This is a genomic window from Corynebacterium lizhenjunii (genome assembly GCF_011038655.2).
In the GTDB taxonomy this organism is placed as follows: Bacteria; Actinomycetota; Actinomycetes; order Mycobacteriales; family Mycobacteriaceae; genus Corynebacterium; species Corynebacterium lizhenjunii.
In genome coordinates, this window is record NZ_CP064954.1 from 841,255 (window position 1) to 863,419 (window position 22,165).

A 22,165-nucleotide genomic window follows, 5' to 3' on the forward strand; every position below is an offset into this window, starting at 1 on the left:
CCCATGTTACCGGGGTGGGCTAACCGTGGGCGCGAAGGATCTCGTCCGCGGCGTCCGCACACAGAATTGGAATTTCTGCGGCCTCTTGCTTGGACCAAGCTTTGAGCACAAAGCTGGCAGGGTCCATGCGGCCCGGAGGCCTGCCGATGCCCACCGCAAGGCGTTGGTAGTCTTTGGTACCCAGGGCCTTGGTAATCGATCGCAGACCGTTGTGGCCATGGTCCCCGCCCCCCGCACGCAGTCGCACGGCCCCGAAATCGAGCTCCAGCTCATCATGGATCACAATGAGGTCGGCGGGAGCAACGCCGTAGTAGGCGGCCAATGCCTTGACGGGGCCACCTGAGAGGTTCATAAAGCTGCGTGGCTTAGCCACGATGGCGGGGCGCGCCAGCAGGCGCCCCGCAGGCAACTGGGCCACCTCCGTGTTGGTCTTCTTATGCACCGACAAGCTGCTGCCAGCGCGCTGCACTAGCTCCGCCACAACATCAGTGCCAATGTTGTGGCGCGTGCCGGCGTAGCGCGGACCGGGGTTGCCCAGTCCGACAATCAACACAGGGGAGGTGGCCACAGTTTTACTGGGATTTACTCGGAGTCGGAATCCTCGGAATCCTCGGAGGACTCGGAGGACTCGGCGCCAGCCTCAGCGCCGCCTTCCTCAGCGGCCTCAGCGGCAGCCTCGAGTTCCTCGTCAACCTCCGGCAGGCCGATGGAGGCGATGATGGTCTCAGCTTCAGCTGCCAGGGTGGTCTTCTCCGGCAGGGTGATGTCACCAGCGGTGATCACGGTACCATCCTCCAAGCCGTCGATGGAGACCACGATCTCCTCCGGAATGTTGAGGGCGTCAGCCTCAACCAGCAGCTCGTAAGCGTCCTGGTTGGCCAGGGTGCCCGGAGCGGACTCGCCGGTAAGGGTCACCGGAACCTCAACCTCAACCTTCTCGCCGCGCTTGATGGCCAGCAGGTCCACGTGGTCGATCTCCAGGGACAGCACATTTTGGTCCACGTGCTTGACCATGGACAGGTGCTGCTCGCCGTCGATTTCGAGCTCCAGGACCGCGTTCACGCCGTTGTTACGCACCAGAGCGGTCAGCTCCAGGCGGTTAACGGAGAAGTGGACGGGGTCGGTGTTGTGGCCGTACAGAACGCCCGGCACCTGGCCGGCAACGCGCAGACGACGGGACGGGCCTTTGCCGAACTCGGTACGAGCAGCGGCCTTTACTACGGGAGTCTGGTTAGACATGTCATTCTCCTTGAAGAATTGGGGGAGTACGTGGCGGGCTCGGTCGAAACGACAAAAGCCTGCCGATGGACGTCTTGGCAGCAGTCATCGCAGGCTTAATGCTTATGAACAATCGCGTCGATAACGGTTCGCCAGCTCTTAAGGCCGACTCACCCTCGCCGAGACCGCACAATGATAACAAATACGCCCCATAACCTCAAACTGAACTGGGGTTATGGGGCGGCTCGCGCCGTGGCGTGAGCCGAGAGTTGGAGTGGGCTTAGGAACGCTCGAAGAGAGTGGTCACAGAACCATTCTCAAAGATTTCATTGATGGTGCGTGCCAGGAGCGGAGCGATGGAGAGAACGGTGAGGTTCTTCCAGCCCTCAGTAGACTGCGGCAACGTGTCGGTGGTGATGACTTCCTCCGCGCCGCACTCAGACAGACGCTCGCGGGCCGGGTCGGAGAAGACGCCGTGGGTACAGGCAATAACTACCTTCTTTGCGCCAGCTTCCTTGAGCACACGGACCGCACCGGCGATGGTGCCGCCGGTGTCAATCATGTCATCGAGCAAGATGCAGTCCTTGCCCTCGACTTCACCCACCACGCGGTTGGAGACCGTCTGGTTAGCTACCTCGGTAGAACGAGTTTTGTGTACGAAGGCCAGCGGGGCATCCCCCAGATCGTGGGCCCACTTTTCTGCCACCTTCACGCGACCAGCGTCGGGGGAGACCACCACGATGTCTTCGATGTTGTACTTGCTCTTGATGTAATCCGTCAGGATGGGCTGGGCGTGCATGTGGTCCACCGGGCCGTCGAAGAAGCCCTGGATTTGGTCCGTGTGCAGGTCAACAGAAACGATCCGGTCAGCGCCCGCGGTAGCCAGCAGGTCCGCGACCAGGCGCGCGGAGATTGGCTCGCGACCCAGGTGCTTCTTGTCCTGGCGGGCGTAGGGGTAGAAGGGCAAAATCGCCGTGATGCGCTTGGCGGAGCCGCGCTTGAGTGCATCAATCATGATGAGCTGCTCCATCAGCCACTTGTTCAGCGGCTGAGTGTGCGATTGCATGACAAAGCAGTCTGCGCCACGCACGGACTCCTCAAAACGGATGAAGATCTCCCCATTTGCGAAGTCGCGGGCGGTGGTGGGTACCAGCTCGCACTTGAGCTCGCGCGCTACTGCCTCCGCCAGCTCCGGGTGGGCACGCCCGGAAAAGAGCTTCATGTTCTTGCTGCTGCCAGTTACCTTGCCGGTCATGTGTGGCTCTTGCCTTCCTTGAGAATCGATTTCACTGTGCGTACTCTACAGACGCTTTAGGCTTCCGCAGAGTCTGCTGAGTCCTGGGCCAGCGCAGCTGCCGCAGCCTCCGCCGCAGCGGTGCCCGGGCGCTTGTCCAACACCCAGCCTTCAATGTTGCGTTGCTTGCCGCCGGAGACCACGAGTGCTCCCGCCGGAACATCGTCCTTAATTACTGTACCCGCACCCGAATACGCCCCATCACCCACGGTCACCGGAGCGATAAACATGGTGTCAGATCCGGTGCGCACATGGCTGCCGATAACGGTGTGGTGCTTGTTCACCCCGTCATAATTGACAAAGACGCTAGAGGCCCCGATGTTGGAGTATTCGCCCACCGTGGCGTCCCCAATGTAGGTCAAATGCGGGACCTTGGTGCCGCGACCAATCTGCGCGTTCTTCGCCTCTACAAACCCGCCCAGTTTGCCTTCCTCGCCCACCACGGTGCCGGGGCGAATGAAGGTAAACGGGCCCACGGTGGCCCCGGCCCCAATGCGGGCCTCGGAGCCGTGGGTGCGCACCACACTGGCACCCGGGCCCACCTCTACGTCGCTCAACGTGGTATCCGGGCCTACCACCGCGCCATCGGCAATGGAGGTGGTGCCCCACAGCTGGGTTCCCGGGTGGATCACCACGTCAGTGCCAAGACGCACATCCACGCCAATCCAGGTGCTCTCCGGGTCAATGATGGTGGCCCCACCACGCATAGCGGCTTCCACGCAGCGGCGGTTGAGCTCACGCCCAGCCGCAGCCAGCTGCACCCGGTCATTGACCCCGGCCAGCTCGTTTGCATCCGCCGCCACATGGGCGCCGACCGCGTGGCCCTGGGCGCGGGCAATACCCAGCACGTCGGTGATGTAGAGCTCCCCTTGAGCATTATTGGAATCCAGCTGGCTTAATGCCTGCCGTAAAACTGCAGCATCAAATGCAAAGACTCCGGAGTTGACCTCTGTAATCTCCCGCTGTGCGTCGGTGGCGTCCTTGTGCTCCACAATCGCGGTCACCGCACCGCCTTCGCGCACCACCCGGCCATAACCAGTGGGGTCTTCCAGCTCGATGGATAACACCGTGACTGCATTATTCGCCCCGCAGTGGGCCTCATACAATGCTGCGATGGTTTCCGTACGCAGCAAAGGCACATCTGCGTTGGTGACAATCACCGTGCCGTCAAAATCCCCCAGCGGCTCCAGCCCACAGGCCACAGCGTGGCCCGTGCCCAACTGCTCTTCCTGCACGGCCTGCGCAATCGGCCGGGACAGTTCCGTGGCCACGGCCTCGACCGCGGGCGCAACCTGATCGCGCTGGTGGCCCACCACTGTGACCAAGTGCTGCGGGTTAAGCCCTGCGGCTGCGTGGAGGGAATGGCCTAGCAGCGTGCGCCCACCAATCTCATGCAACGTCTTTTGCTTCGCAGACTTCATACGGGTGCCCGCGCCAGCAGCGAGGACAATAACGGCACAAGTGTTTGCGGTAGATGCCACGGGGGATTCTTCTCCTGAAATAGTCGCGGTGCTTCAAGCTATGTCCGACATCATAGCCCTTTTGCCCCGGCAGGGCGGGACTAGTCGCGGACAGAGACCTCCTCCATCGAGCGCGCCTTCCACGCACCGAGGGCACCAATGGCGGCCAAAAACAACAGCGCGGTACTGGGCCCGGCCAGAGCAAAAACGCCCGAGATCGCGCCGACAATCAGCAGGATTACCCCCATCATGGTATTTGCCGCGCCCACATATTGGGTGCGCTTGTCCCCACCGGCCATATCCACCACGTAGGTCTTGCGTGCCACCCGGATGGCGGTATGCGCCAGGTTGACCATGAAGAATCCAATGGGCATGATCCAGGCCACCGCAGTCCCTGGCAGCCAGTGCGCGGCTGCCACCAGCGCCACCACAACCAGTGACGCCACCGCAGCGCCGTTGGCCATGACCAGCCGCGAGGACTTATCAGACCACATGCCGGTCACTCGCCCGCCCACCAGGGAGGCAAGACCTGAGGCCAAGATGAAGCCCGCTAACCCACTGAGCACATCTTGCCCAGCCTCTCGCGCCAACAGCACAATAAACGATGAGGACAACGCAGAAACCAAGAGCAAGCTGCGGACATTGACAAAGGTACGGAAGTTGCGGTCCTTGCGGTAGAGCGACCACGTATCAACCCACCAGGCTGAAGCAGTGCCGGCAGTGCCTGCAGGGCTGGCGGAGGGGGCATCGGCAGACTCGGGGGCAGACTCAGGGGCAGACTCGGGCTCCACAATGCCGCGGAAGGACACCGCAGCGCCTAGCCACGTGGCGGCGCCGATGGCCAGCAGCAAGGCCAGCCCCCAGCGGGGAATGTCGCTCCACAGCGCCAGGCCCAGGCCCGCAATCAGGGTGGCGGCGCCGCCAAGCTGGGTGGCACGGCCGGTAATCAGCCCGCGGGAGCCCTTAGGGATGGTGCGCCCCTGCACGTCCTTACCCGCCAAGGAACACACCGCACGGCATAGCGCCAGGGCGGCCAGGGCCACCAGGACTATACCGCTTAGCGCCACCCCATCCGCCCACAGTGCGGCCGCGGCAATCACCCCAGCAGCCACAGCCTGGCCCACGGACCCAGCCACCCACAGTCCTTTGCGCGCCCGGTGGGACGTGACCCAGGGGGTCAGCGCGGCCTGAGGGAGCATTGCGCCGGCCTCGCGCACCGGAACCAGCAGGGCACTAAAGAACCCCGGCACCCCAGCGGAGTGGAACAGCCACGGAAGCACCGTCTTCGCGGAGACCAATTGATCCCCTAAACTTTGTAGACCATTGGAGATGATAAAGCGGCGCGAATTGTGAGATTGGGTGTGAGAAGCATCCGACATGCCCCCTAGGATAAGCCACTGTTCTAGGCTGAGATTATGAATCTCAGGGTGACGAATTTTAATCGGCGAACTTTCTTCCGGGGTGCGGTGGCGTGTGCGGTGGCCGTCCCCGTGCTCAGCGCTTGCTCTACCAGCTCCCAGCAGACCCCGCCGGAGGGCTACGACGGCCCGCCCCGACCGTTGCCTATTCCTCCCGTGCTGGAAGGGGAGGTGGACGCCGAAGGGGTGCGCGTGTTTAAACTCACCGCCCAAGACGGGCACTCGGAAGTCCTGCCCGGCAACACCTCCACGCGTACCTGGGGTTTTAATGGCGCGTTTTTGGGGCCTACGCTGCGGGCGCGCCGGGGGGAGCGGGTGCGTGCAGAGATTAGCAATAACCTCATTGAGATGACCACTGTCCACTGGCATGGGATGAAGCTGCCGGCATTTGCTGATGGCGGGCCGCATTCGCCCATTGAGCCGGGTAAGACGTGGAGTCCGAGTTGGGAGATTATCCAACCCGCCGCCACCGTGTGGTACCACCCGCATCCGCACTTGGCCACCGCCACGCACGCTTATCGGGGTCTAGCGGGGATGTTCATTATCGATGATGACGTCTCGCAGAACCTTGACCTGCCCCACGACTACGGTGTGGACGATATTCCGGTGGTGGTCATGGACGCCAAATTTACCGCGGACGGTCAGCTAGACCATGGCTCCGATAACACCTTGGGGCTGTTGGGGACGACCCCGGTGGTCAATGGCATTACTAACCCGCAGTTCCAGGCCACGACGTCCCGGCTGCGCCTGCGCCTGCTCAATGGGGCCTCCATGCGTTTTTATACTTTTGCGCTGTCCAACGGGGCGCCGCTGCAGGTCATTGCCACTGACTCCGGCTTGCTCGATGCCCCCGTGGAGGCCGAGCACGTGCTGGTGGGCCCGGGCGAGCGCGTAGAGGTCCTGGTGGATCTGGAACCGGGCGAGGATGTTACCCTGCGCTCGGTGCCGCGCAAGGACAATTTTGGCATTCCCCAAGACGAGTATTCCGCTGACTTTGGCTTTGGGGATGAGTTTGAGATTCTGCACCTGCTGGGGCCTGAGTCTGCCGATGCCGCTTCCGCCTCACCCATTCCTGGCGTTCTGGACCCTGCTGCGGCCAAGGTCCCCGGCACTAGTGGGCTGGTGGAGCGCAACTTTGTGCTCAACACCTTCATGATTAACGGCGAGCAGATGGACATGGCGCGGGTGGACCAGGTCATCGACCGTAAGGAGCCGGAAGTGTGGACAGTGAGTAATGAGAATGCTGATTGGCCCCACAACTTCCACATTCATAACGCGCGCTTCCGCGTGCTGGAGTATTCCGGAACGGACGTGGAGGTGCCCACCTATGGGTGGAAGGACATTGTCAATCTTCCTCCCAAAGCCACGGCGAAGCTGCTGGTGGAGTTCGGGTATTTCCCGGATCCCACCATCCCGTACATGTATCACTGCCACATGCTCTTGCACGAGGATGAGGGCATGATGGGCCAGTACGTGGTGGTTGAGCGCGGGGAGAAACCCGATGTGCGGGTGCAGCCTGCCGCGCTGGTCTTTGCAGAAAGTGGGGCGCACTCGACGCATACAGGCCAGGTGGTGGATGCCTCCCGTAGTCCCTATGCCAGCGCCACTGCAAACGCCACTGCTAACGCCACTGCCGGCGCGACGAGCAGCGCCACCGCCACCAAGTAGGGGCCTGGTTTTCGCCCCTGCGGGGCTATGCGCTAATGTAGGACCAGCGCGCGTTAGCGCGCGGTTCCCCATGGTGTAATCGGCAACACTACGGTTTTTGGTACCGTCATTCTAGGTTCGAGTCCTGGTGGGGAAGCAATGGGGGTGCGATAGTGTGGGACACATGGTTAGACAAAGGATGACCGGCCGGGAGCGCCGTGAGCAACTGATCTCTATTGGGCGCGCTGCATTTGCAGAGCTGGGGTTTGACGGTGCGAGTGTGGAAGAGATTGCCGCGCGCGCCCAAGTATCTAAACCGGTGGTCTACGAGCACTTTGGCGGCAAGGAAGGCCTGTACGCGGTGGTGATCGACCGCGAAATGCTGGCCTTGGAAAAGCTGGTCACCGCTGCCTTGGAGTCCGGCTCCTGGCGCAGCCGCATAGAGCAGGTGACCCTGGCGCTGCTGACCTATGTGGAACAAGACACCGATGGCTTTGTCATTTTGGTGCGCGACTCCAAGCCCGGCAATCAGCGTAGTTACTCCACGCTGCTTAACACGGCGATTAACCAGGTCAGCCATATCTTGGCGGAGGCCTTTGCCCACCGGGGTCTGGACCAGGACTTGGCGGCGCTCTACGCGCAGGCGCTGGTGGGTACGGTGTCTATGACCGCCCAGTGGTGGCTGGACGTGCGCACTCCGGAGAAGGAAGTGGTGGCGGCGCACATTGTGAATCTGTGCTGGAATGGTCTTTCCGGTATGGAAACGAAACCCAAACTGAAAGGACAAGCATAAATGGCCACTCCAATGCTGGCGGGCTTGCTCAAGGTAGCGGCAACGGATCCCAAACTCAAGGGCTTGGTGGCACGGGTGGGGGAGCCTGAGCTCCACCTGACTGGCCTGGACCAGGCCCGCCCTTGGTCGATTGCCACCTTGGCGCATCACGCTCCGGTGCTGGTAGTCACCGCCACGGGCCGCGAGGCAGAGGACTTGGCCGCGGAGTTGGGGGCCATGCTGGGCGATAAGGTGGCTCATTTCCCGTCCTGGGAGACCTTGCCGCATGAGCGTTTGAGCCCGGGGGTGGACATTGTGGGCAAGCGTGCCCGGGTGTTGGAGCAGCTCCCGCGGGTGGTGGTCACCGCGGCTCGCGGCTTTGCCCAGCCCATTTTGTCCCAGGTGGAGGGCCGCGCGCCGCTGTCGCTGGCCCAGGACCAGGAGATTGAGCTGGAGCAGGTGATTGCCCAGCTGGAGTTTAAGGCCTACCGTCATGTGGATATGGTGGCCAAGCGTGGCGAATACGCTAATCGCGGCGGGATTATTGATATTTTTCCCACCACCTTGGACTACCCGGTGCGCGTGGAGTTTTGGGGGGATGAGATTAGTGATATTCGCCAGTTCTCGGTGGCGGACCAGCGCACTATCACCGAGATTGAGCTGGGTGCGGTGGATATTTTCCCTGCCCGGGAGTTGCCGATTACTCCGCAGGTGGCCGCTCGGGCTGGTCAGTTGGCCGCTGCACACACTGGCAATGCCGCGTTGCAGGAGCTTTTGACCAAGGTTTCCGAGCAGATTCCGGCCGATGGCATGGAGGCTCTGTTGCCCGTGCTTGCCGATGCCCCCTTAATCCCCCTGGTGGAATTTATGCCGCAGGATACCCACGTGGTGCTGGTGGCGCCAGAAAAGATTCGCACCCGTATTGCGGATTTGGAGTCTACGGATGCGGAGTTTTTGGCCGCCGGGTGGGAGGCTGCGGCGATGGGCGCTGATGGTCCGCTAGCTGGCCAGGGGCTCGATACCGCGGCTGCGAGTTATCGTTCTTTTGAGTCCCTGCGCGCTACGTGTGCTCAGCACGGCTATGCGTGGTGGAACTTTTCCCCGCCGGGGATGGCGCTGGCCCAAGAAGACCTCGTGTTGCCGCTGGAGTTTGAGCACGGGCCCACCCCACGTGGTGATCTTAAAGAGATTGAATCCATGATGGCTCAGCTGTTGGCGCACACTCGCGATGGCGGTCGCGCAGCCTTCATCGCACCCGCCCAGGGGGCGATCAAGCGGATGGTGGAGCGCTTCCGCGAGCAAGGCATTCCCACTAAAGTGGCCACTCCCGGCTGGGAGCCCACCCCGGGCGAGGTCACCCTCTACCACGCCTTTTCCCACGCGGGGTTGGTTTTCCCCAAGGTGCGTAAACTCAAAGACGCCGCCGCGCTGCCGTTGGTGGTGATAACGGAGACTGACTTAACCGGCAATCGGGTGGGCGATATTACCGGTGCTAAGCGGCGTCCGGCTAAGCGGCGCAACCGGGTGGACCCCTTGGCGCTGAAGGCTGGGGATTTTGTGGTGCATGAGACCCACGGCATCGGCAAGTTTTTGAAGATGGCCGAGCGCACCATCCAAGCAGGAGAGGAAACCTCCCGGCGCGAATACATTGTGCTGGAGTATGCGCCGTCGAAGCGAGGGCAGCCAGGCGACCAGCTGTGGGTGCCCATGGATTCTTTGGATCTGCTGTCCAAGTACACCGGTGGGGAAGCGCCCCGGGTGTCCAAGATGGGCGGCAGTGACTGGAAGAACACCAAGAAGAAGGCGCGGGCGGCGGTGCGTGAAATCGCCGGTGAACTCGTGGAACTCTACGCCAAGCGCCAGTCTGCACCCGGGCATGCATTTAGCCCGGATACCCCCTGGCAAGCGGAGATGGAAGATAACTTCCCCTATGTAGAGACCGAGGATCAGATGCTGGCCATCGACGCGGTAAAAGAGGACATGGAATCCAGCGTGCCCATGGACCGGGTGGTGGTGGGCGATGTGGGCTACGGCAAGACGGAAGTGGCCGTGCGTGCGGCTTTCAAGGCCGTGCAGGACGGCACGCAGGTGGCCGTGCTGGTGCCCACTACGCTGTTGGCACAACAACACGCGGATACCTTCCGCGAGCGTATGCAGGGCTTTCCGGTCAATATCCAGGTGCTCTCGCGCTTTAGCACGGCCAAGGAGGCCAAGGAGATTATCGCGGGCTTGGCCAGTGGGGAAGTAGATGTGGTGATCGGGACCCACCGGCTGCTGCAAACGGGCGTGCGGTGGAAGAACCTGGGCCTGGTGGTAGTCGACGAGGAACAGCGCTTTGGTGTGGAGCACAAAGAGCACATCAAGGCGCTCAAGGCCTCTGTGGATGTGCTAACCATGTCAGCGACCCCCATCCCGCGCACCCTGGAGATGTCCATGGCCGGGATCCGGGAGATGTCTACCATCCTGACCCCGCCAGAAGACCGCCACCCGGTGCTGACTTATGTTGGGGCCTATGAGGACAAGCAGGTAGCGGCATCTATTCGCCGGGAGCTGCTGCGCGATGGCCAGGTGTTCTTCATCCACAACAAGGTCGCCGATATTGAAAAGAAGGCCCGGGAGTTGCGGGAACTGGTGCCGGAGGCACGCATTGTGGTCGCACATGGGCAGATGCATGAGGACGTGCTAGAAAAGACTGTCCAGGGCTTCTGGGACCGGGAGTATGACGTGCTGGTGTGCACCACCATCGTCGAAACCGGGCTGGATATTGCTAACGCTAATACTCTGATTGTGGAGAACGCCCACCACATGGGCTTGTCGCAGTTGCATCAGCTACGCGGGCGCGTGGGGCGCTCCCGGGAGCGTGGCTATGCCTACTTCCTCTACCCTAAGGGTGCGACCTTGACGGAGACTTCTTATGACCGCTTGGCCACCATTGCCCAGAATAATGATCTGGGTGCGGGCATGGCGGTGGCTATGAAGGATTTGGAGATGCGCGGTGCGGGCAATGTGTTGGGCGCCCAGCAATCGGGCCACATCGCCGGCGTGGGCTTTGACCTTTATGTCCGCCTGGTGGGCGAAGCCGTGGAGACCTTCAAAGCCATGGCCAAGGGGGAAATCCCTAAGGCCACGGATAATTCCCCGAAGGAGATCCGCATAGACCTTCCGGTCGATGCCCACATTCCGGAGGAATACATCAACGCGGAGCGCCTGCGCCTGGAGGTCTATCGGCAGCTGGCCGCCTCCAAAGAGGACGCTGACCTGCAAGCGATCGTAGAGGAGATGACGGACCGCTATGGTCCGGTGTCAGAACCTGTCGAGCGCCTATTGGCGGTGGCTCGGTTGCGCCACCAAGCGCGGCGTGCGGGAGTCTCTGACATCACGGTGCAGGGCTCGCGGATAAAGATTCACCCCGTGGAGCTGGCAGACTCTAAGCAGGTGCGTCTCAAGCGGCTGTATTCCGGAGCCACCTACCGGGCGGCCGCGCAGGCTATCCAGCTGCCTTTCCCCAAGGCGGGGCGCGGCATTAATGCCCCGCAACTGCGTGATGAGGCTCTGCTGCAATGGGTGGCGGACTTTCTAAGCGACATGTTTGACCTGGACCGCGTGACCGTGGGCAGCGTAGAAGCTGCCCGCCCGCGGAAGGTGTTTTCTGTCAGCGAGTAGCTCTAGAAAGCAGTGGCTCTAGCAAGCAGTGGCTCTAGAAAACAGTAGCTCTAGAAAGCCCACGCTTTCTAGAGCGCTAGCTCGCCGGTGGCAATACCCCACACCGCAGCAATGGCGCCGGCAAAGACCAGGGCCACTACGCACCATTCGAAGGCGTTGAATACCCGCTCCTTCTTAGAGAGACGAGTGGCCACATAGGGCACCATGCCGGGGATAATGGCCAAGGCCCCCAAGAGCACATAGACGGGGTCCGCGGCGTAGATAAGCCACAGTGAGTAGACAAAAGCGGCCGCAGCGATGAACAGATGGCGGCGGTTATCGCGCGCCGAAATTTCTGGTCCACTTATATCAAAGCGGGCCTCCGCCCGGGACAGCCCCTTGCCGCGGGCGGCTAAAAGCAGCAGGTAGAGCGCGGAGAAAATGTAGGGCAGCAGGTACATGATGGTGGCTAGCTGCACCATGGCGTTATAAGAGGTCTCATTGATAAAGAAGACCAGCACGAAGATTTGGATAGCTACCGTGGAAATCAGCTGCGCCACCCAGGGAGCACCGGCGACATTGATGGTGCCGATGCGCCGCGGCAGCAAGCCATCGACGGCCATGAGCACAATTGGCTCCGCGCACAACATCTGCCAGGACACGTAGGCACCCAGTACAGATAGGCACAGGCCCAAGGAGATTAACGCCCCGCCCCAGGGGCCCACTACTTCCGTGAGCACCGAAGCCATGGAATTATCCGGCAGCGCGGCCAGTTGCTCCTGGCTGAGCACACCGAAAGACAGCGTGGAGACTGACACCAACAAGGCCAGCACGCTAATAAACCCAATAACCGTGGCGCGGCCAACATCGCTGCGGGTGCGCGCCTGCTTGGAATAGACGGAGGCACCCTCGACACCGATAAAGACCCACACGGTAAACAGCATGATGCCCTGGACCTGCTCAAACAGGCTGGCCTCTACCGTGCGCCCCCAAAAGTCCAGGGTGAAGGTATCCCAACTAAAGCCCAGGAAGGCCACCAGAACTATAAAGGCCAGAATCGGGACTATCTTGGCTACAGAAGTCACCATGTTCATTATCGCTGCCTGTTTAATCCCGCGGGCCAATACCGCAAAAATGGTCCAGGACAACGCAGAAACCGCTAGTGCGGACAGCCAGCGGTGCTCGAAAACCGGCACATAGTGCCCGACGGTGTTAAAGAAGAGCGTGGCGTATCCCACCTGGGCCATCACGGAGCCCAGCCAATAACCCCACCCTGCCGTAAAGCCGATGAAGTCGCCCAAGCCCGCGCGCACATAGGAATACACCCCGGAGTCCAGGTGGGGTTTGCGGTGGGCCAAAATGTGGAACACAAAGGCCACTGACAGCATGCCTACCCCGGCAATGGCCCAGCCGATGAGCATGGCCCCCGGCCCCGCCACTGACGCAATGTTTTGCGGGAGAGAAAAGATGCCTGCACCCACTGTAGACCCGATGATGAGAGCGACGAGCGTCCAGACGGTAACCGAGTGTGAGCGCGTTTCATTCATTCGCATAAAAATACCGGCTGACGCGGCAGGATAGGAAACCAGCCGGGCCACTATTTAGACTGGAGCCCATGACTGTAGTGCTGCTTGACCCTCGCTGGCCCACGCTGATCCCGTTGGAGGCGTATAGCCGGGTCGCGCACCCAATTAGTTATTCCGGGGAAGTGCCGGTGGCAGTGCGCTGGAACTTCGGTGACCTCATCAGCGCACAGTGCCCACGGGGCATCGGCACGGTGCTAAGCACTGATGCCAACGACGCAGAAGTACAGCGCCGTCAGGCAGCGGGGGAGGAGGTCATCGAGGCACCCTCGCGCCGGGACCCGGTATGGCAGGCACAGCAGACCATGCAGCGTGCGCGCGACATCGGCGAGTGGGAGATGTCGCAGACTCATGCCACGCTTTTGCCGTATCTGGAGGAGGAAGCCGGGGAGTTCGCCCAAGCGGTACGCCTTGGTGCTGACGATGCCGCCTTGTGCCAGGAACTGGGGGATGTCCTGCTCCAAGTACTCTTTCATGCTGAGATTGCCTCACGCCGGGGTGCTTTTGACTTTGCCGCGGTGGCGCAGTCCTTTGTAGACAAGATGCGCGCGCGGGCGCCGTATCTCTTCGACGGCTCTACGGCGGTGGTGCCCACGGAGGTACAGGAGAGCCTGTGGCAGGCCGCAAAGGCTGGGCAGCGCTAAAGTATGGGCCGCTTCTTTGTCCGGCTAGGTTGCGACACGGTGGTGGCCGTGGTGCTCATTGTTGCTCTGGTGGCGTGGGCGTTGTCCTTCTTCCACGTGCCGCCGCCCACCCGACAGCTCCAGCCGGTGTCTGAGCAGGTCCCGCCGGCGGCGGGCGCAGCAGTTGTGGACCAGGAAGCCCTCGGTGAGCTGGCTGGGTCCATGGACGTCGATGTCAAGGCCCTGCGCGCCTATATTGCTGCCGAGGACCATGCGCGGCAGGCGTGGCCGGGCTGCGGCCTGCGGTGGAATACCCTGGCCGGCATTGGCTGGGTGGAGACCCGGCACGGTACTTACGGCGGTAATTGGTTTAAGCCTTCCCACTTGGATGATTTTGGGGTGGCCACCCCGCCGATAGTGGGCATTGCCCTCGATGGTACTAATGGCACCGCGCGCATTGCTGACACCGACGGCGGGGTGCTGGACGGTGACGCCGAATTTGACCGTGCTATGGGGCCCATGCAGTTTATTCCTACCTCCTGGGAGCGCTACGGCGCTGGAAATCCGCAAAACATTGCCGATGCCGCCGTCGCCGCAGCCAATCTTTTATGTTCCGGTGGCCGGGACATGAGCACCGAAGAGGGCTGGTTGGAGGCCATTTATTCCTACAATCATTCCCGCGATTACGTCAGCCGGGTGGCCCGCGCGGCCAATTCCTATGCGCTGGAGCAACCGGCGGTCTCCTAACCGGCGCTTGTCTTGGCGCCTTGGCCGACGGCTCAACTGGCGTTTGGCTTGGGGCCGTGGCCGAAGGCTCAACTGGCGTGCTGAGCGGCGCAGCGGCTGGCGCGGGTGTGACTTAGAGCAAGTGTGACGTTGTCCTTTTTTACCCCTGTGGGCCCCACGGGGATAGAAAATCTGGGAGAATCGGCAGAGGAATTGACCCCGGATTAGAGGAGCAAGCACACAATGGCTGACATCATTCACGTTTTTGGTCGTGAGATCATGGATTCGCGTGGTAACCCCACCGTGGAAGCCGAGGTCTTTTTGGATGATGGTGCACACGGCGTAGCGGGGGTTCCCTCCGGCGCCTCCACGGGTGTTCACGAGGCGCACGAGCTGCGCGACGGCGGCGACCGCTACCTGGGCAAGGGGGTGCTCAAGGCGGTAGAAAACATCAACGAAGAGATCGCAGACGCCATCGCTGGCTTCGAGGCCGATGACCAGCGCCTGATTGACCAAGCACTGATCGAGCTGGACGGCACAGACAATAAGGCCCGCCTGGGTGCTAACGCCATCCTGGGTGTCTCCATTGCCACGGCGAAGGCGGCGGCGGCATCGGCAGAGTTGCCTCTCTACCGCTACATCGGTGGGCCGAACGCGCACGTACTGCCGGTGCCCATGATGAACATTGTCAACGGCGGCGCGCATGCGGATTCCGGGGTGGACGTACAGGAATTTATGATCGCCCCCATTGGCGCTGACTCCTTCGCTGAGGCCCTGCGCATGGGCGCAGAGGTCTACCACAGCCTGAAGTCCGTGATTAAGTCCAAGGGACTGTCCACTGGCCTGGGTGATGAGGGCGGCTTTGCCCCGGAAGCCGAGTCCACTCGTGCGGCCCTGGATCTGATTGTCGAGGCAATCAAGAAGGCCGGCTTCGAGCCTGGTAAGGACATTGCCCTGGCACTGGACGTGGCCTCCTCTGAGTTCTTCAAGGATGGCAAGTACCACTTCGAGGGCGGCGAGCACACCGCAGAGGAGATGGCAAAGGTCTACGAGCAGCTCATTGCTGAATACCCGATTGTCTCCATTGAGGACCCGCTGCAGGAAGATGACTGGGAAGGCTACACCGCCTTGACCGCCGCCATTGGGGATAAGGTGCAGCTGGTGGGCGATGACTTCTTTGTCACCAACCCGGCTCGCCTGGCCGAGGGCATTGAGAAGAAGGCCGCCAATGCGCTGCTGGTTAAGGTCAATCAGATTGGCACCTTGACGGAGACCTTCGACGCCGTGGAGCTGGCGCACCGCAACGGCTACCGCACCATGATGTCGCACCGCTCGGGTGAGACTGAGGACACCACCATCGCGGACCTGGCTGTTGCCCTGAACTGCGGACAGATTAAGACTGGTGCTCCGGCGCGTTCTGAACGCGTGGCTAAGTACAACCGCTTGCTGCGCATTGAGCAGGAGCTTGGCGATGCCGCTGTGTATGCCGGCCGCAGTGCTTTCCCCCGGTTCCAGGGCTAGGGGTACCTGCTAATATAGGTCCCTATGGCACAGGAGCGTAAAGCAAGGAAGTTTCACCGGAATACTGTTCCGGTGGCTTCGCGTGCCGCAGACCGGGTGGTAGAGCCCGCGCGGCCCGCACAGCGCTCCCGCTTGGACATGGCCGGGGTGGCCGTGATCGTCGCTTCCATTGTGATGGTGATGGTGACTATCGCGGTGCCGCTCAACAACTTCTATTCGGGTAATGCTGAGCTTGCCCGGCTGGAAGAGTCCATCAGCGCTAAGGCCGCGGAGAAGGAGCGGCTGCTAGAGGAGATAGATAAATATGAGTCTTCTTCTTATATAGAGCAGGAGGCGCGGCGGCGGCTGGGCGTGGTAAAGCCGGGTGAGACCGCCTACCGTATCCTGGATCCGCAGATGACTCAGGGGGATACGCTGACTACGGAAAAGCGCGAGGAGCAGGATACTCGCGTGTGGTATGAGGTCTTGTGGGACTCCGTGGCTACTGCGCCGGAGTCTATGACACAATGAGTGCATGACGCAGCAGCGAGCAGAAGAAGACTCTCAGTTTCAAGCAGATCTGGAAATTGTTAAAGAACAACTTGGCAGGCCCGCCCGTGGGGTAGTGGCTATCGCCTACCGCACCCCGGATGGGCAGCCCGCGGTGGTTAAGACCGCACCGAAGCTTCCCGATGGCACACCGTTTCCCACCCTGTACTACCTTACGGATCCGCGGCTGACGGCGGAGGCCTCTCGGCTAGAGGTCGCGCATGTGATGAAGTGGATGGAGTCCCGCCTGGCGCAGGATGAGGAGTTGGCGGCTGATTACCTCCGCGCGCACGAGTATTTCCTGGCCAAGCGCAATGAGATGGAGGATTTAGGCACCACATTCTCCGGCGGGGGTATGCCGGATCGCGTCAAGTGCTTACACGTGTTGATTGCCTACGCGCTGGCGGAGGGCCCGCAACATTTCCGGTTGGGCACCGAGGCGGTGGCTCTGGCCGCTGAGCACGGCAACTTGCGCGGTAGCGCCATCCCGCAGGATTGGCCCAGCGTGGAGGAACTGGGTATCGACATGGCGCAGTTTAGCTTCTAGGTCTGGAAGGAAACCTTATGACTCGTGTTGCCGCGGTGGATTGCGGAACCAACTCCATTCGTTTGCTGATTTCTGAGGTAGATTCCGCCGGTAAAGTCCGCGATATTGTGCGCACCATGGAAATCGTGCGCCTGGGGGAGGGCGTGGACGCCACCGGTGCTTTTAGTCAGGCCGCGCTGGAGCGTACCCGCGCCGCGTTGGAGGGCTATGTCAAGCAGATGAAGTTTGAACAGGTCTCCCGGGTGCGCATGGTGGCTACTTCTGCTACCCGGGATGCCTCCAACCGCGAGGAGTTCTTTGAGATGACTCGTCAACTCCTGGGTGAGGTTCAGCCTGGGGCGGTTGCGGAGGTTATCTCTGGTGAAGAAGAAGCCAGCTTGTCCTTCGTGGGGGCAGTCAGCGATTTGGATCCGGCCAAGGGGCCTTTTTGTGTCATTGATTTGGGCGGCGGGTCTACCGAATTTGTGGTGGGCGAGCCTGATGGCACGTTGCTTGGCGCGCACTCCGCACAGATGGGCTGTGTGCGGATTACGGAGCGCATCATGCGGGGAAACCCAGCCACAGAAACAGAGATCGAGATTGCCCACGACTTCGTGGCCGAGCGCATGGAGGAAGTTGCGCGGGCAGTGCCCCTTGGCAAGGCACGCACCATTGTCGGCTGCGCCGGGACCTTCACCACCCTCTCAGCCTTGGCGCAAGGTCTAGAGAAGTACGACCCGGATGCCATCCATGGCTCTGTGCTGCGTTTTGATGCCCTGCGGGTGCTCGCAGGCCAGCTAATGCGCGAGTCCTCCGAGCATCGCAGCCTCAATCCCGTTATCCACCCCGGCCGCGCGGACGTTATTGGCGGCGGCTGCGCAGTGGTGCAGGGGATCATTGAGACCATGGAGCAAGAAACCACAGCGGATTCCTTCGTGATCAGCGAAAAGGACATCCTCGACGGCATCATCGCTGGTCTGGCCTCGTAGCTGCCGTAATTTTCCTCCCAGCCTCTTGTGTTTTAAGATTGGGAGCGTTGCCCCCATAGCCCAATCGGCAGAGGCAGTTGACTTAAAATCAATTCAGTCTGGGTTCGAGTCCCAGTGGGGGCACCACTAATTCCGCTAAAACGCCGCCGGAAGCCGGTGAGCACAAATTACGCGGGAATCGGTGGGGCGCGTCCTTGTTACTTTAGGTAGTTGCGGATGATTGAGATGCTTTCGAGGGCGAGGGCTATAAAGACCAAGGCGAATGCTGCCAAGTAAATGACTCTGAACATTGGTGCTTCCTTTGCTGTGTGTAGGGTTGGGGCCCGGTCGAGCCGGATCGTAATTTGTTCGACTTGGGGCATACCGGTCCCCGGTGGGGCATAGTGGGTTTGTGCCTTCAGCACTACTGCCTTTGTTTTCTGTTTGCCAGGGCTATCTCTGAAATGGCAAGGGTTAGGGGGAAGATGATTACCCAGTTGGGTATAACGGTTGAGACGAGGATGAAAGCGGCGAACATGCCAGCGAATGCGTAGGTCATTGGATGGTTCACGGTGGTATTCCTTTGGGCTATTGCTGTGGCGTGGAGTGCCTGCCCCGTAGGGGAGGTGGGTTTAGCGTCGCTTTGCGCGGGGTGCGTTCCTAACCGGGCTGCCGGGGCGGGCCGCGTGCCAGGCTTTGACTTCCTCGGCATCATAGAGGTGGGTTTTGCCGAGGATTGTTGCTACCGGGGCGGGGGTGCGCCCGTGGGAGGAGTAGCCGCGCCATGTGGAGTTAGTGACTCCGATGTGTGCTGCGCAGTCTTCTCCAAGCCATAGTTCCCGGCCGGTATCGGCATCAATGATGATCGGGCGCATGGTTATTCCTTGTCCCGGATTTGGGCTGTGTAGAGGTTGTAGCTGGCGAGGATGGCGATGGCGGCGGCAAGTGGCCACAATGGTTGCGGTGACGCTGCGCAGAGTGCTGCAACGACGAGGCCGGCGATGGCGCTGATGGTGCGGCCGGTGGTGTTCATGGTGTTTGTTCCTTTGCGGTAGTGTGGAGGGCAAGCCCCGAGGGGCTGGCTAATTTGTCTAGCCAGCGCCCCGGGGTTGACTTGTGCGCCTCTTGCCCGATTAATAACCACTATAGTGCAACATCGCGTCATGTTTAAGGCTGGCCAAGGCTTTACCGGAGTACATCCAGCGAATAGAAGACCGCTAATCTGCAAATGAGTAGCCCAATTCCCAGAATGTCTACACAAGTCCCGGATTGTTCGGGAACTTTTTGGTGCGGTGGTGCGTTAAACCACGTGAACCTTGAAAATCTTGGCAAACCTGCCTTTGTGCAGACTGAAAGGATGAGTACGCCGTGCGCTCAAGCAATCCGGTTATGAACTCACTGACGAACTCCGAGTCCACCAACCCATACGCGGTCAATACGGCCGGCATGGGGCTTGACTCGACTGAGCGACCGATTACGGTCGATGACGTGGTGACCAAGACGGGAATTACCCTGGGCGTTATTGTCCTGGGTGCTGTCGTCAACTTCTTCATCGCAACCGCTGTCAATCCAGGCTTGGCCATGATGCTGACCCTGGTAGGTGCCCTGGGCGGCTTGATTACCGTGCTGGTTGCCAGCTTCGGTAAGAAGTGGGGTTCGGCAACTGTCACGCTCATCTACGCCGCGTTTGAAGGCCTCTTCGTAGGTGGCTTCTCCTTCATGTTCACCAACGTGACAGTTAGCGGTGCTTCTGCGGCCTCTATGATTGGCCAGGCGGTGCTGGGCACCATCGGCGTGTTCTTGGGCATGCTGTTTGTCTACAAGACTGGTGCTGTTCGTGTAACCCCGAAGTTCACCAAGATTCTTACCGCAGCCATGATTGGCGTGCTGGTTTTGGCCCTGGGCAACTTCCTGCTGGCCATCTTCACTGGTATGAGCCCGCTGCGCGACGGTGGTGCGCTGGCCATTGTCTTCTCCCTGGTCTGCATCGTGTTGGGTGCGCTGTCCTTCCTGGCTGACTTTGACCAGGCCGACCACCTCATTCGCACTGGCGCTCCCGCTGGGCATGCCTGGGGTGTTGCCCTTGGCCTGGCCGTGACTCTGGTCTGGCTCTACACCGAGATTCTGCGACTGCTGAGCTACTTCCAGAACCGCTAGCTCCCGGCTGCTTAAGAATCTACGGACCCGCTTCGGCGGGTCTGTTTGTGTTTCTGCGCCTATTGATGGTCCGCGAACATTGCGCACTCGGGGGTGGAAAGCCCTTCGAAGTGATTATGGGGCGTCCCTAAACTCGTGGGAAGAGAGAATTACATGGTTCGGATTCGGGGGAGGGGACGGGGTTAATTGTACCGTCGGTCCTTTTGTGCCATCTGTTCGAAATGCGGCCGCTTCTAGCTGCAACGATAAGGTCCCCCTTTGGAGGGGATAGTTGTGCTGGTGAAGGATGGACTGAAAAGTTTTTATTTATAAGACTGCGGAGAAAGCGCAGCGTCTGGCACAATATGCCGTACGGGGGGAACGAAGTCCACCGGACTCCGGTGGCGGCCTGGAACACCAGGGTTGCGTTGACTGCTCCCGTAGATAACGCGCCCCGGTGTCCTAGGTTCAATTAAATAACTGGTTGCACTAAAGGGTGGGGTGGTGCACACCCAGAAACCCCGGTTCTGCTCCCTTTGGGGGTGAGGGAACAGAACCGGACCTTAGAGGACCTACTCGGAAGTGACGGTGGTGGGCTCAGCGGCATCGGCAGACGGAGCTGCAGAGGTTGGGGTGATGGCGCTGAAGGTGCCTGCGGTGTCAACCTTGAGGTCGGAGTCCTGCTGGTGCGGCGGGTGGCAAGCGCTCAAGGTCAAAGCGGCGGCAATACCAAGGCCTGCGGTGAGAGTGCGAGAAAGCTTCTTCATGGACGGTTCCTTCTGATGGTGCTCAAAACGTGCGGCGCACGCAAAAGAATATATTACCCCGAAGGCCTAAGCCTGGCGGGGAGTGGCGGCCTTAGCAGAGTCGTAAGGAGCAGCGCTGACGATGGTGACGGAGATGGTATTGCCGTTGGGTGCGGTGTATTCGCGGGTCTCGCCCTCCGCGGCGCCCAGGATGGCTGCGCCCAGAGGGGACTGCTCAGAGTAGGTCTCCAGATCAGCGTTGTCGGAGGCGGCAGCGCGCGTGCCGATGAGGAAGGTCTCCTTATCCTCTTTATCGCCGTTGTAGTAGACGTGCACCACGGTGCCGACGGTGGCCACACCCTCCTGGATACCCTCACGCTCAGTGGTGGAGTTTGCGAGGACCTCAGAAATCTGCTTAATGCGGGCTTCTTCCTGATCCTGCATCTCACGGGCGGCGTCATAACCAGCGTTTTCTTTGAGGTCGCCTTCTTCGCGGCGCTCGTTAATCTCGGCGGCAACGACTGGGCGGTGATCGATCAGCGCCTGGAGTTCGGCCTCCAACTTGGCCTTGGTCTCGGGGGTGATGTACTGCTTCTGCTGCTCAGCCATTGGGCAACCTTCCGATGGATCTTAACGTCTTTATTGTTGGCGGCACTGGGCCGGAGTGAGGCTATGAGCCTGCTTTATGCGCACCGAAGTGTAGCACAGCTCGCAGGCCGGGCTCAGTTTTGGGCGGCGTCTTCGCCGTAGATGGGATTGTCTGTGTCCAAATACACCGGAATGGTGCTGGAGCACCCGTAAACGCCGCCAGCGACTGCGCGGGCGTTAGTGGGGACATCGACAGGAATACGCAGCGCTTGCTGGCCATCAGCTGCCAGGGCGATTTCACGGCGGCCCACCTCAGCCTTGGCATAGTCATAGGCTTGGACAATGCAATACGCGGCCTCGTCCGGGCGGGCGCGGGTGACATCTACCCACACGCGAGTGACATCATCGCTAAGAACCTCTTGGGTGACCAGGGAGATTTCCGCATTGACCTTCTCCCGGGCTTGGAAATACTGGAACCCGTAGAAGATGAATGCCACGATGGTGGCCAGGAACACCAACGCCAGGGCTTTACCGCTGATATTAAACGAGTCTTGGCGTCCTTCGTGGGAGGTCCGCTGCTGATAGCGGGCGGTGCTGGGGCGGGAGGTGCTCATGGAGCCCTATTGTAGACCGTGAACTTTCGTGGGCCCTACGGTGGCCGCTAATCGTTCAACTGTAAAGTGGCTGCTGGAAATAGATGGTGGCTTTTGGCAGTTTTATGTCTGTGTGAGGCCTGCCAACTTCAGGCCCACCAACATTATGCTCGTTA

General features: G+C 60.7%; 21 protein-coding genes and 1 tRNA gene. 11 read left to right on the forward strand and 11 right to left on the reverse strand.

What is annotated here, in order from left to right; translation table 11 throughout:
• Positions 1 to 19: 19 nt before the first annotated feature.
• From pth to G7Y31_RS03960, 5 genes are all read right to left on the reverse strand, one after another.
• Positions 20 to 568: an aminoacyl-tRNA hydrolase gene (gene pth / locus G7Y31_RS03940; protein ID WP_165007757.1), complete on the reverse strand. Its 549-nt coding sequence runs from the start codon at positions 566 to 568 to the stop codon at positions 20 to 22.
• 14 nt (positions 569 to 582) lie between these two features.
• The gene (locus G7Y31_RS03945) at positions 583 to 1,239 is read right to left on the reverse strand and encodes a 50S ribosomal protein L25/general stress protein Ctc (RefSeq protein ID WP_165007755.1); all 657 of its coding nucleotides are present in this window, start codon (positions 1,237 to 1,239) and stop codon (positions 583 to 585) included.
• A 259-nt stretch (positions 1,240 to 1,498) separates the two neighbouring features.
• Positions 1,499 to 2,473, reverse strand: a complete 975-nt coding sequence (locus tag G7Y31_RS03950) for a ribose-phosphate diphosphokinase (RefSeq protein ID WP_165007753.1) — start codon at positions 2,471 to 2,473, stop codon at positions 1,499 to 1,501.
• A 56-nt stretch (positions 2,474 to 2,529) separates the two neighbouring features.
• Positions 2,530 to 3,993 carry a bifunctional UDP-N-acetylglucosamine diphosphorylase/glucosamine-1-phosphate N-acetyltransferase GlmU gene (gene glmU / locus G7Y31_RS03955; protein WP_165007751.1) on the reverse strand — a complete coding sequence of 488 codons (1,464 nt, stop codon included), beginning with the start codon at positions 3,991 to 3,993 and terminating at the stop codon, positions 2,530 to 2,532.
• Between the two features lie 80 nt (positions 3,994 to 4,073).
• Entirely contained in the window at positions 4,074 to 5,351 is a 1,278-nt protein-coding gene (locus G7Y31_RS03960) for an MFS transporter (RefSeq protein ID WP_165007749.1), read from the reverse strand.
• A 48-nt stretch (positions 5,352 to 5,399) separates the two neighbouring features.
• Between G7Y31_RS03960 and G7Y31_RS03965 the strand changes: the two genes are divergently transcribed.
• From G7Y31_RS03965 to mfd, 3 genes are all read left to right on the forward strand, one after another.
• Positions 5,400 to 7,058, forward strand: coding sequence for a multicopper oxidase family protein (locus G7Y31_RS03965; protein WP_425321651.1), 1,659 nt, complete (start codon positions 5,400 to 5,402; stop codon positions 7,056 to 7,058).
• 163 nt (positions 7,059 to 7,221) lie between these two features.
• Positions 7,222 to 7,830, forward strand: coding sequence for a TetR/AcrR family transcriptional regulator (locus G7Y31_RS03970; protein WP_165007746.1), 609 nt, complete (start codon positions 7,222 to 7,224; stop codon positions 7,828 to 7,830).
• Complete coding sequence (gene mfd / locus G7Y31_RS03975; protein ID WP_196823614.1) at positions 7,831 to 11,472, forward strand: transcription-repair coupling factor; 3,642 nt, start codon at positions 7,831 to 7,833, stop codon at positions 11,470 to 11,472.
• Positions 11,473 to 11,540: 68 nt separating this feature from the next.
• Here the strand turns inward: mfd and G7Y31_RS03980 are convergent, their stop codons facing one another.
• Entirely contained in the window at positions 11,541 to 12,998 is a 1,458-nt protein-coding gene (locus G7Y31_RS03980) for an amino acid permease (RefSeq protein ID WP_425321653.1), read from the reverse strand.
• Positions 12,999 to 13,066: 68 nt separating this feature from the next.
• On the opposite strand from G7Y31_RS03980, the gene G7Y31_RS03985 reads away from it, so the two are divergent.
• The 7 genes from G7Y31_RS03985 to G7Y31_RS04015 all read left to right on the forward strand — a co-directional run bounded on the left by G7Y31_RS03985 (position 13,067) and on the right by G7Y31_RS04015 (position 18,073).
• Positions 13,067 to 13,678, forward strand: coding sequence for a MazG nucleotide pyrophosphohydrolase domain-containing protein (locus tag G7Y31_RS03985; RefSeq protein WP_165007744.1), 612 nt, complete (start codon positions 13,067 to 13,069; stop codon positions 13,676 to 13,678).
• Between the two features lie 3 nt (positions 13,679 to 13,681).
• The gene (locus G7Y31_RS03990) at positions 13,682 to 14,404 is read left to right on the forward strand and encodes a lysozyme family protein (RefSeq protein ID WP_165007743.1); all 723 of its coding nucleotides are present in this window, start codon (positions 13,682 to 13,684) and stop codon (positions 14,402 to 14,404) included.
• Between the two features lie 222 nt (positions 14,405 to 14,626).
• Positions 14,627 to 15,904 (forward strand): phosphopyruvate hydratase, encoded by a 1,278-nt coding sequence (eno, locus tag G7Y31_RS03995; RefSeq protein WP_165007742.1) that lies wholly within the window; start codon positions 14,627 to 14,629, stop codon positions 15,902 to 15,904.
• A gap of 24 nt (positions 15,905 to 15,928) precedes the next feature.
• Positions 15,929 to 16,414 (forward strand): septum formation initiator family protein, encoded by a 486-nt coding sequence (locus tag G7Y31_RS04000; RefSeq protein WP_196823615.1) that lies wholly within the window; start codon positions 15,929 to 15,931, stop codon positions 16,412 to 16,414.
• Between the two features lie 4 nt (positions 16,415 to 16,418).
• A complete protein-coding gene (locus G7Y31_RS04005) occupies positions 16,419 to 16,979 on the forward strand; it encodes a DUF501 domain-containing protein (RefSeq protein WP_165007739.1) in 561 nt (186 codons plus the stop codon).
• 17 nt (positions 16,980 to 16,996) lie between these two features.
• Positions 16,997 to 17,947 carry a Ppx/GppA phosphatase family protein gene (locus tag G7Y31_RS04010; protein ID WP_165007737.1) on the forward strand — a complete coding sequence of 317 codons (951 nt, stop codon included), beginning with the start codon at positions 16,997 to 16,999 and terminating at the stop codon, positions 17,945 to 17,947.
• 49 nt (positions 17,948 to 17,996) lie between these two features.
• Positions 17,997 to 18,073 (forward strand) — tRNA-Leu (locus tag G7Y31_RS04015).
• 485 nt (positions 18,074 to 18,558) lie between these two features.
• Here G7Y31_RS04015 and G7Y31_RS04020 read toward each other — a convergent pair.
• Both G7Y31_RS04020 and G7Y31_RS04025 read right to left on the reverse strand, forming a co-directional pair.
• Positions 18,559 to 18,801, reverse strand: coding sequence for a hypothetical protein (locus tag G7Y31_RS04020; RefSeq protein ID WP_165007735.1), 243 nt, complete (start codon positions 18,799 to 18,801; stop codon positions 18,559 to 18,561).
• 2 nt (positions 18,802 to 18,803) lie between these two features.
• Entirely contained in the window at positions 18,804 to 18,959 is a 156-nt protein-coding gene (locus tag G7Y31_RS04025) for a hypothetical protein (RefSeq protein ID WP_165007733.1), read from the reverse strand.
• A gap of 335 nt (positions 18,960 to 19,294) precedes the next feature.
• On the opposite strand from G7Y31_RS04025, the gene G7Y31_RS04030 reads away from it, so the two are divergent.
• Positions 19,295 to 20,083 (forward strand): Bax inhibitor-1/YccA family protein, encoded by a 789-nt coding sequence (locus G7Y31_RS04030; protein WP_165007731.1) that lies wholly within the window; start codon positions 19,295 to 19,297, stop codon positions 20,081 to 20,083.
• A 551-nt stretch (positions 20,084 to 20,634) separates the two neighbouring features.
• Here the strand turns inward: G7Y31_RS04030 and G7Y31_RS04035 are convergent.
• The 3 genes from G7Y31_RS04035 to G7Y31_RS04045 form a co-directional block, all read right to left on the reverse strand.
• The gene (locus G7Y31_RS04035; protein ID WP_165007727.1) at positions 20,635 to 20,829 is read right to left on the reverse strand and encodes a hypothetical protein; all 195 of its coding nucleotides are present in this window, start codon (positions 20,827 to 20,829) and stop codon (positions 20,635 to 20,637) included.
• A 66-nt stretch (positions 20,830 to 20,895) separates the two neighbouring features.
• Positions 20,896 to 21,417: a transcription elongation factor GreA gene (gene greA / locus G7Y31_RS04040; protein ID WP_165007724.1), complete on the reverse strand. Its 522-nt coding sequence runs from the start codon at positions 21,415 to 21,417 to the stop codon at positions 20,896 to 20,898.
• 113 nt (positions 21,418 to 21,530) lie between these two features.
• Positions 21,531 to 22,010, reverse strand: coding sequence for a DUF4307 domain-containing protein (locus G7Y31_RS04045; protein WP_165007721.1), 480 nt, complete (start codon positions 22,008 to 22,010; stop codon positions 21,531 to 21,533).
• Positions 22,011 to 22,165 lie beyond the last annotated feature (155 nt).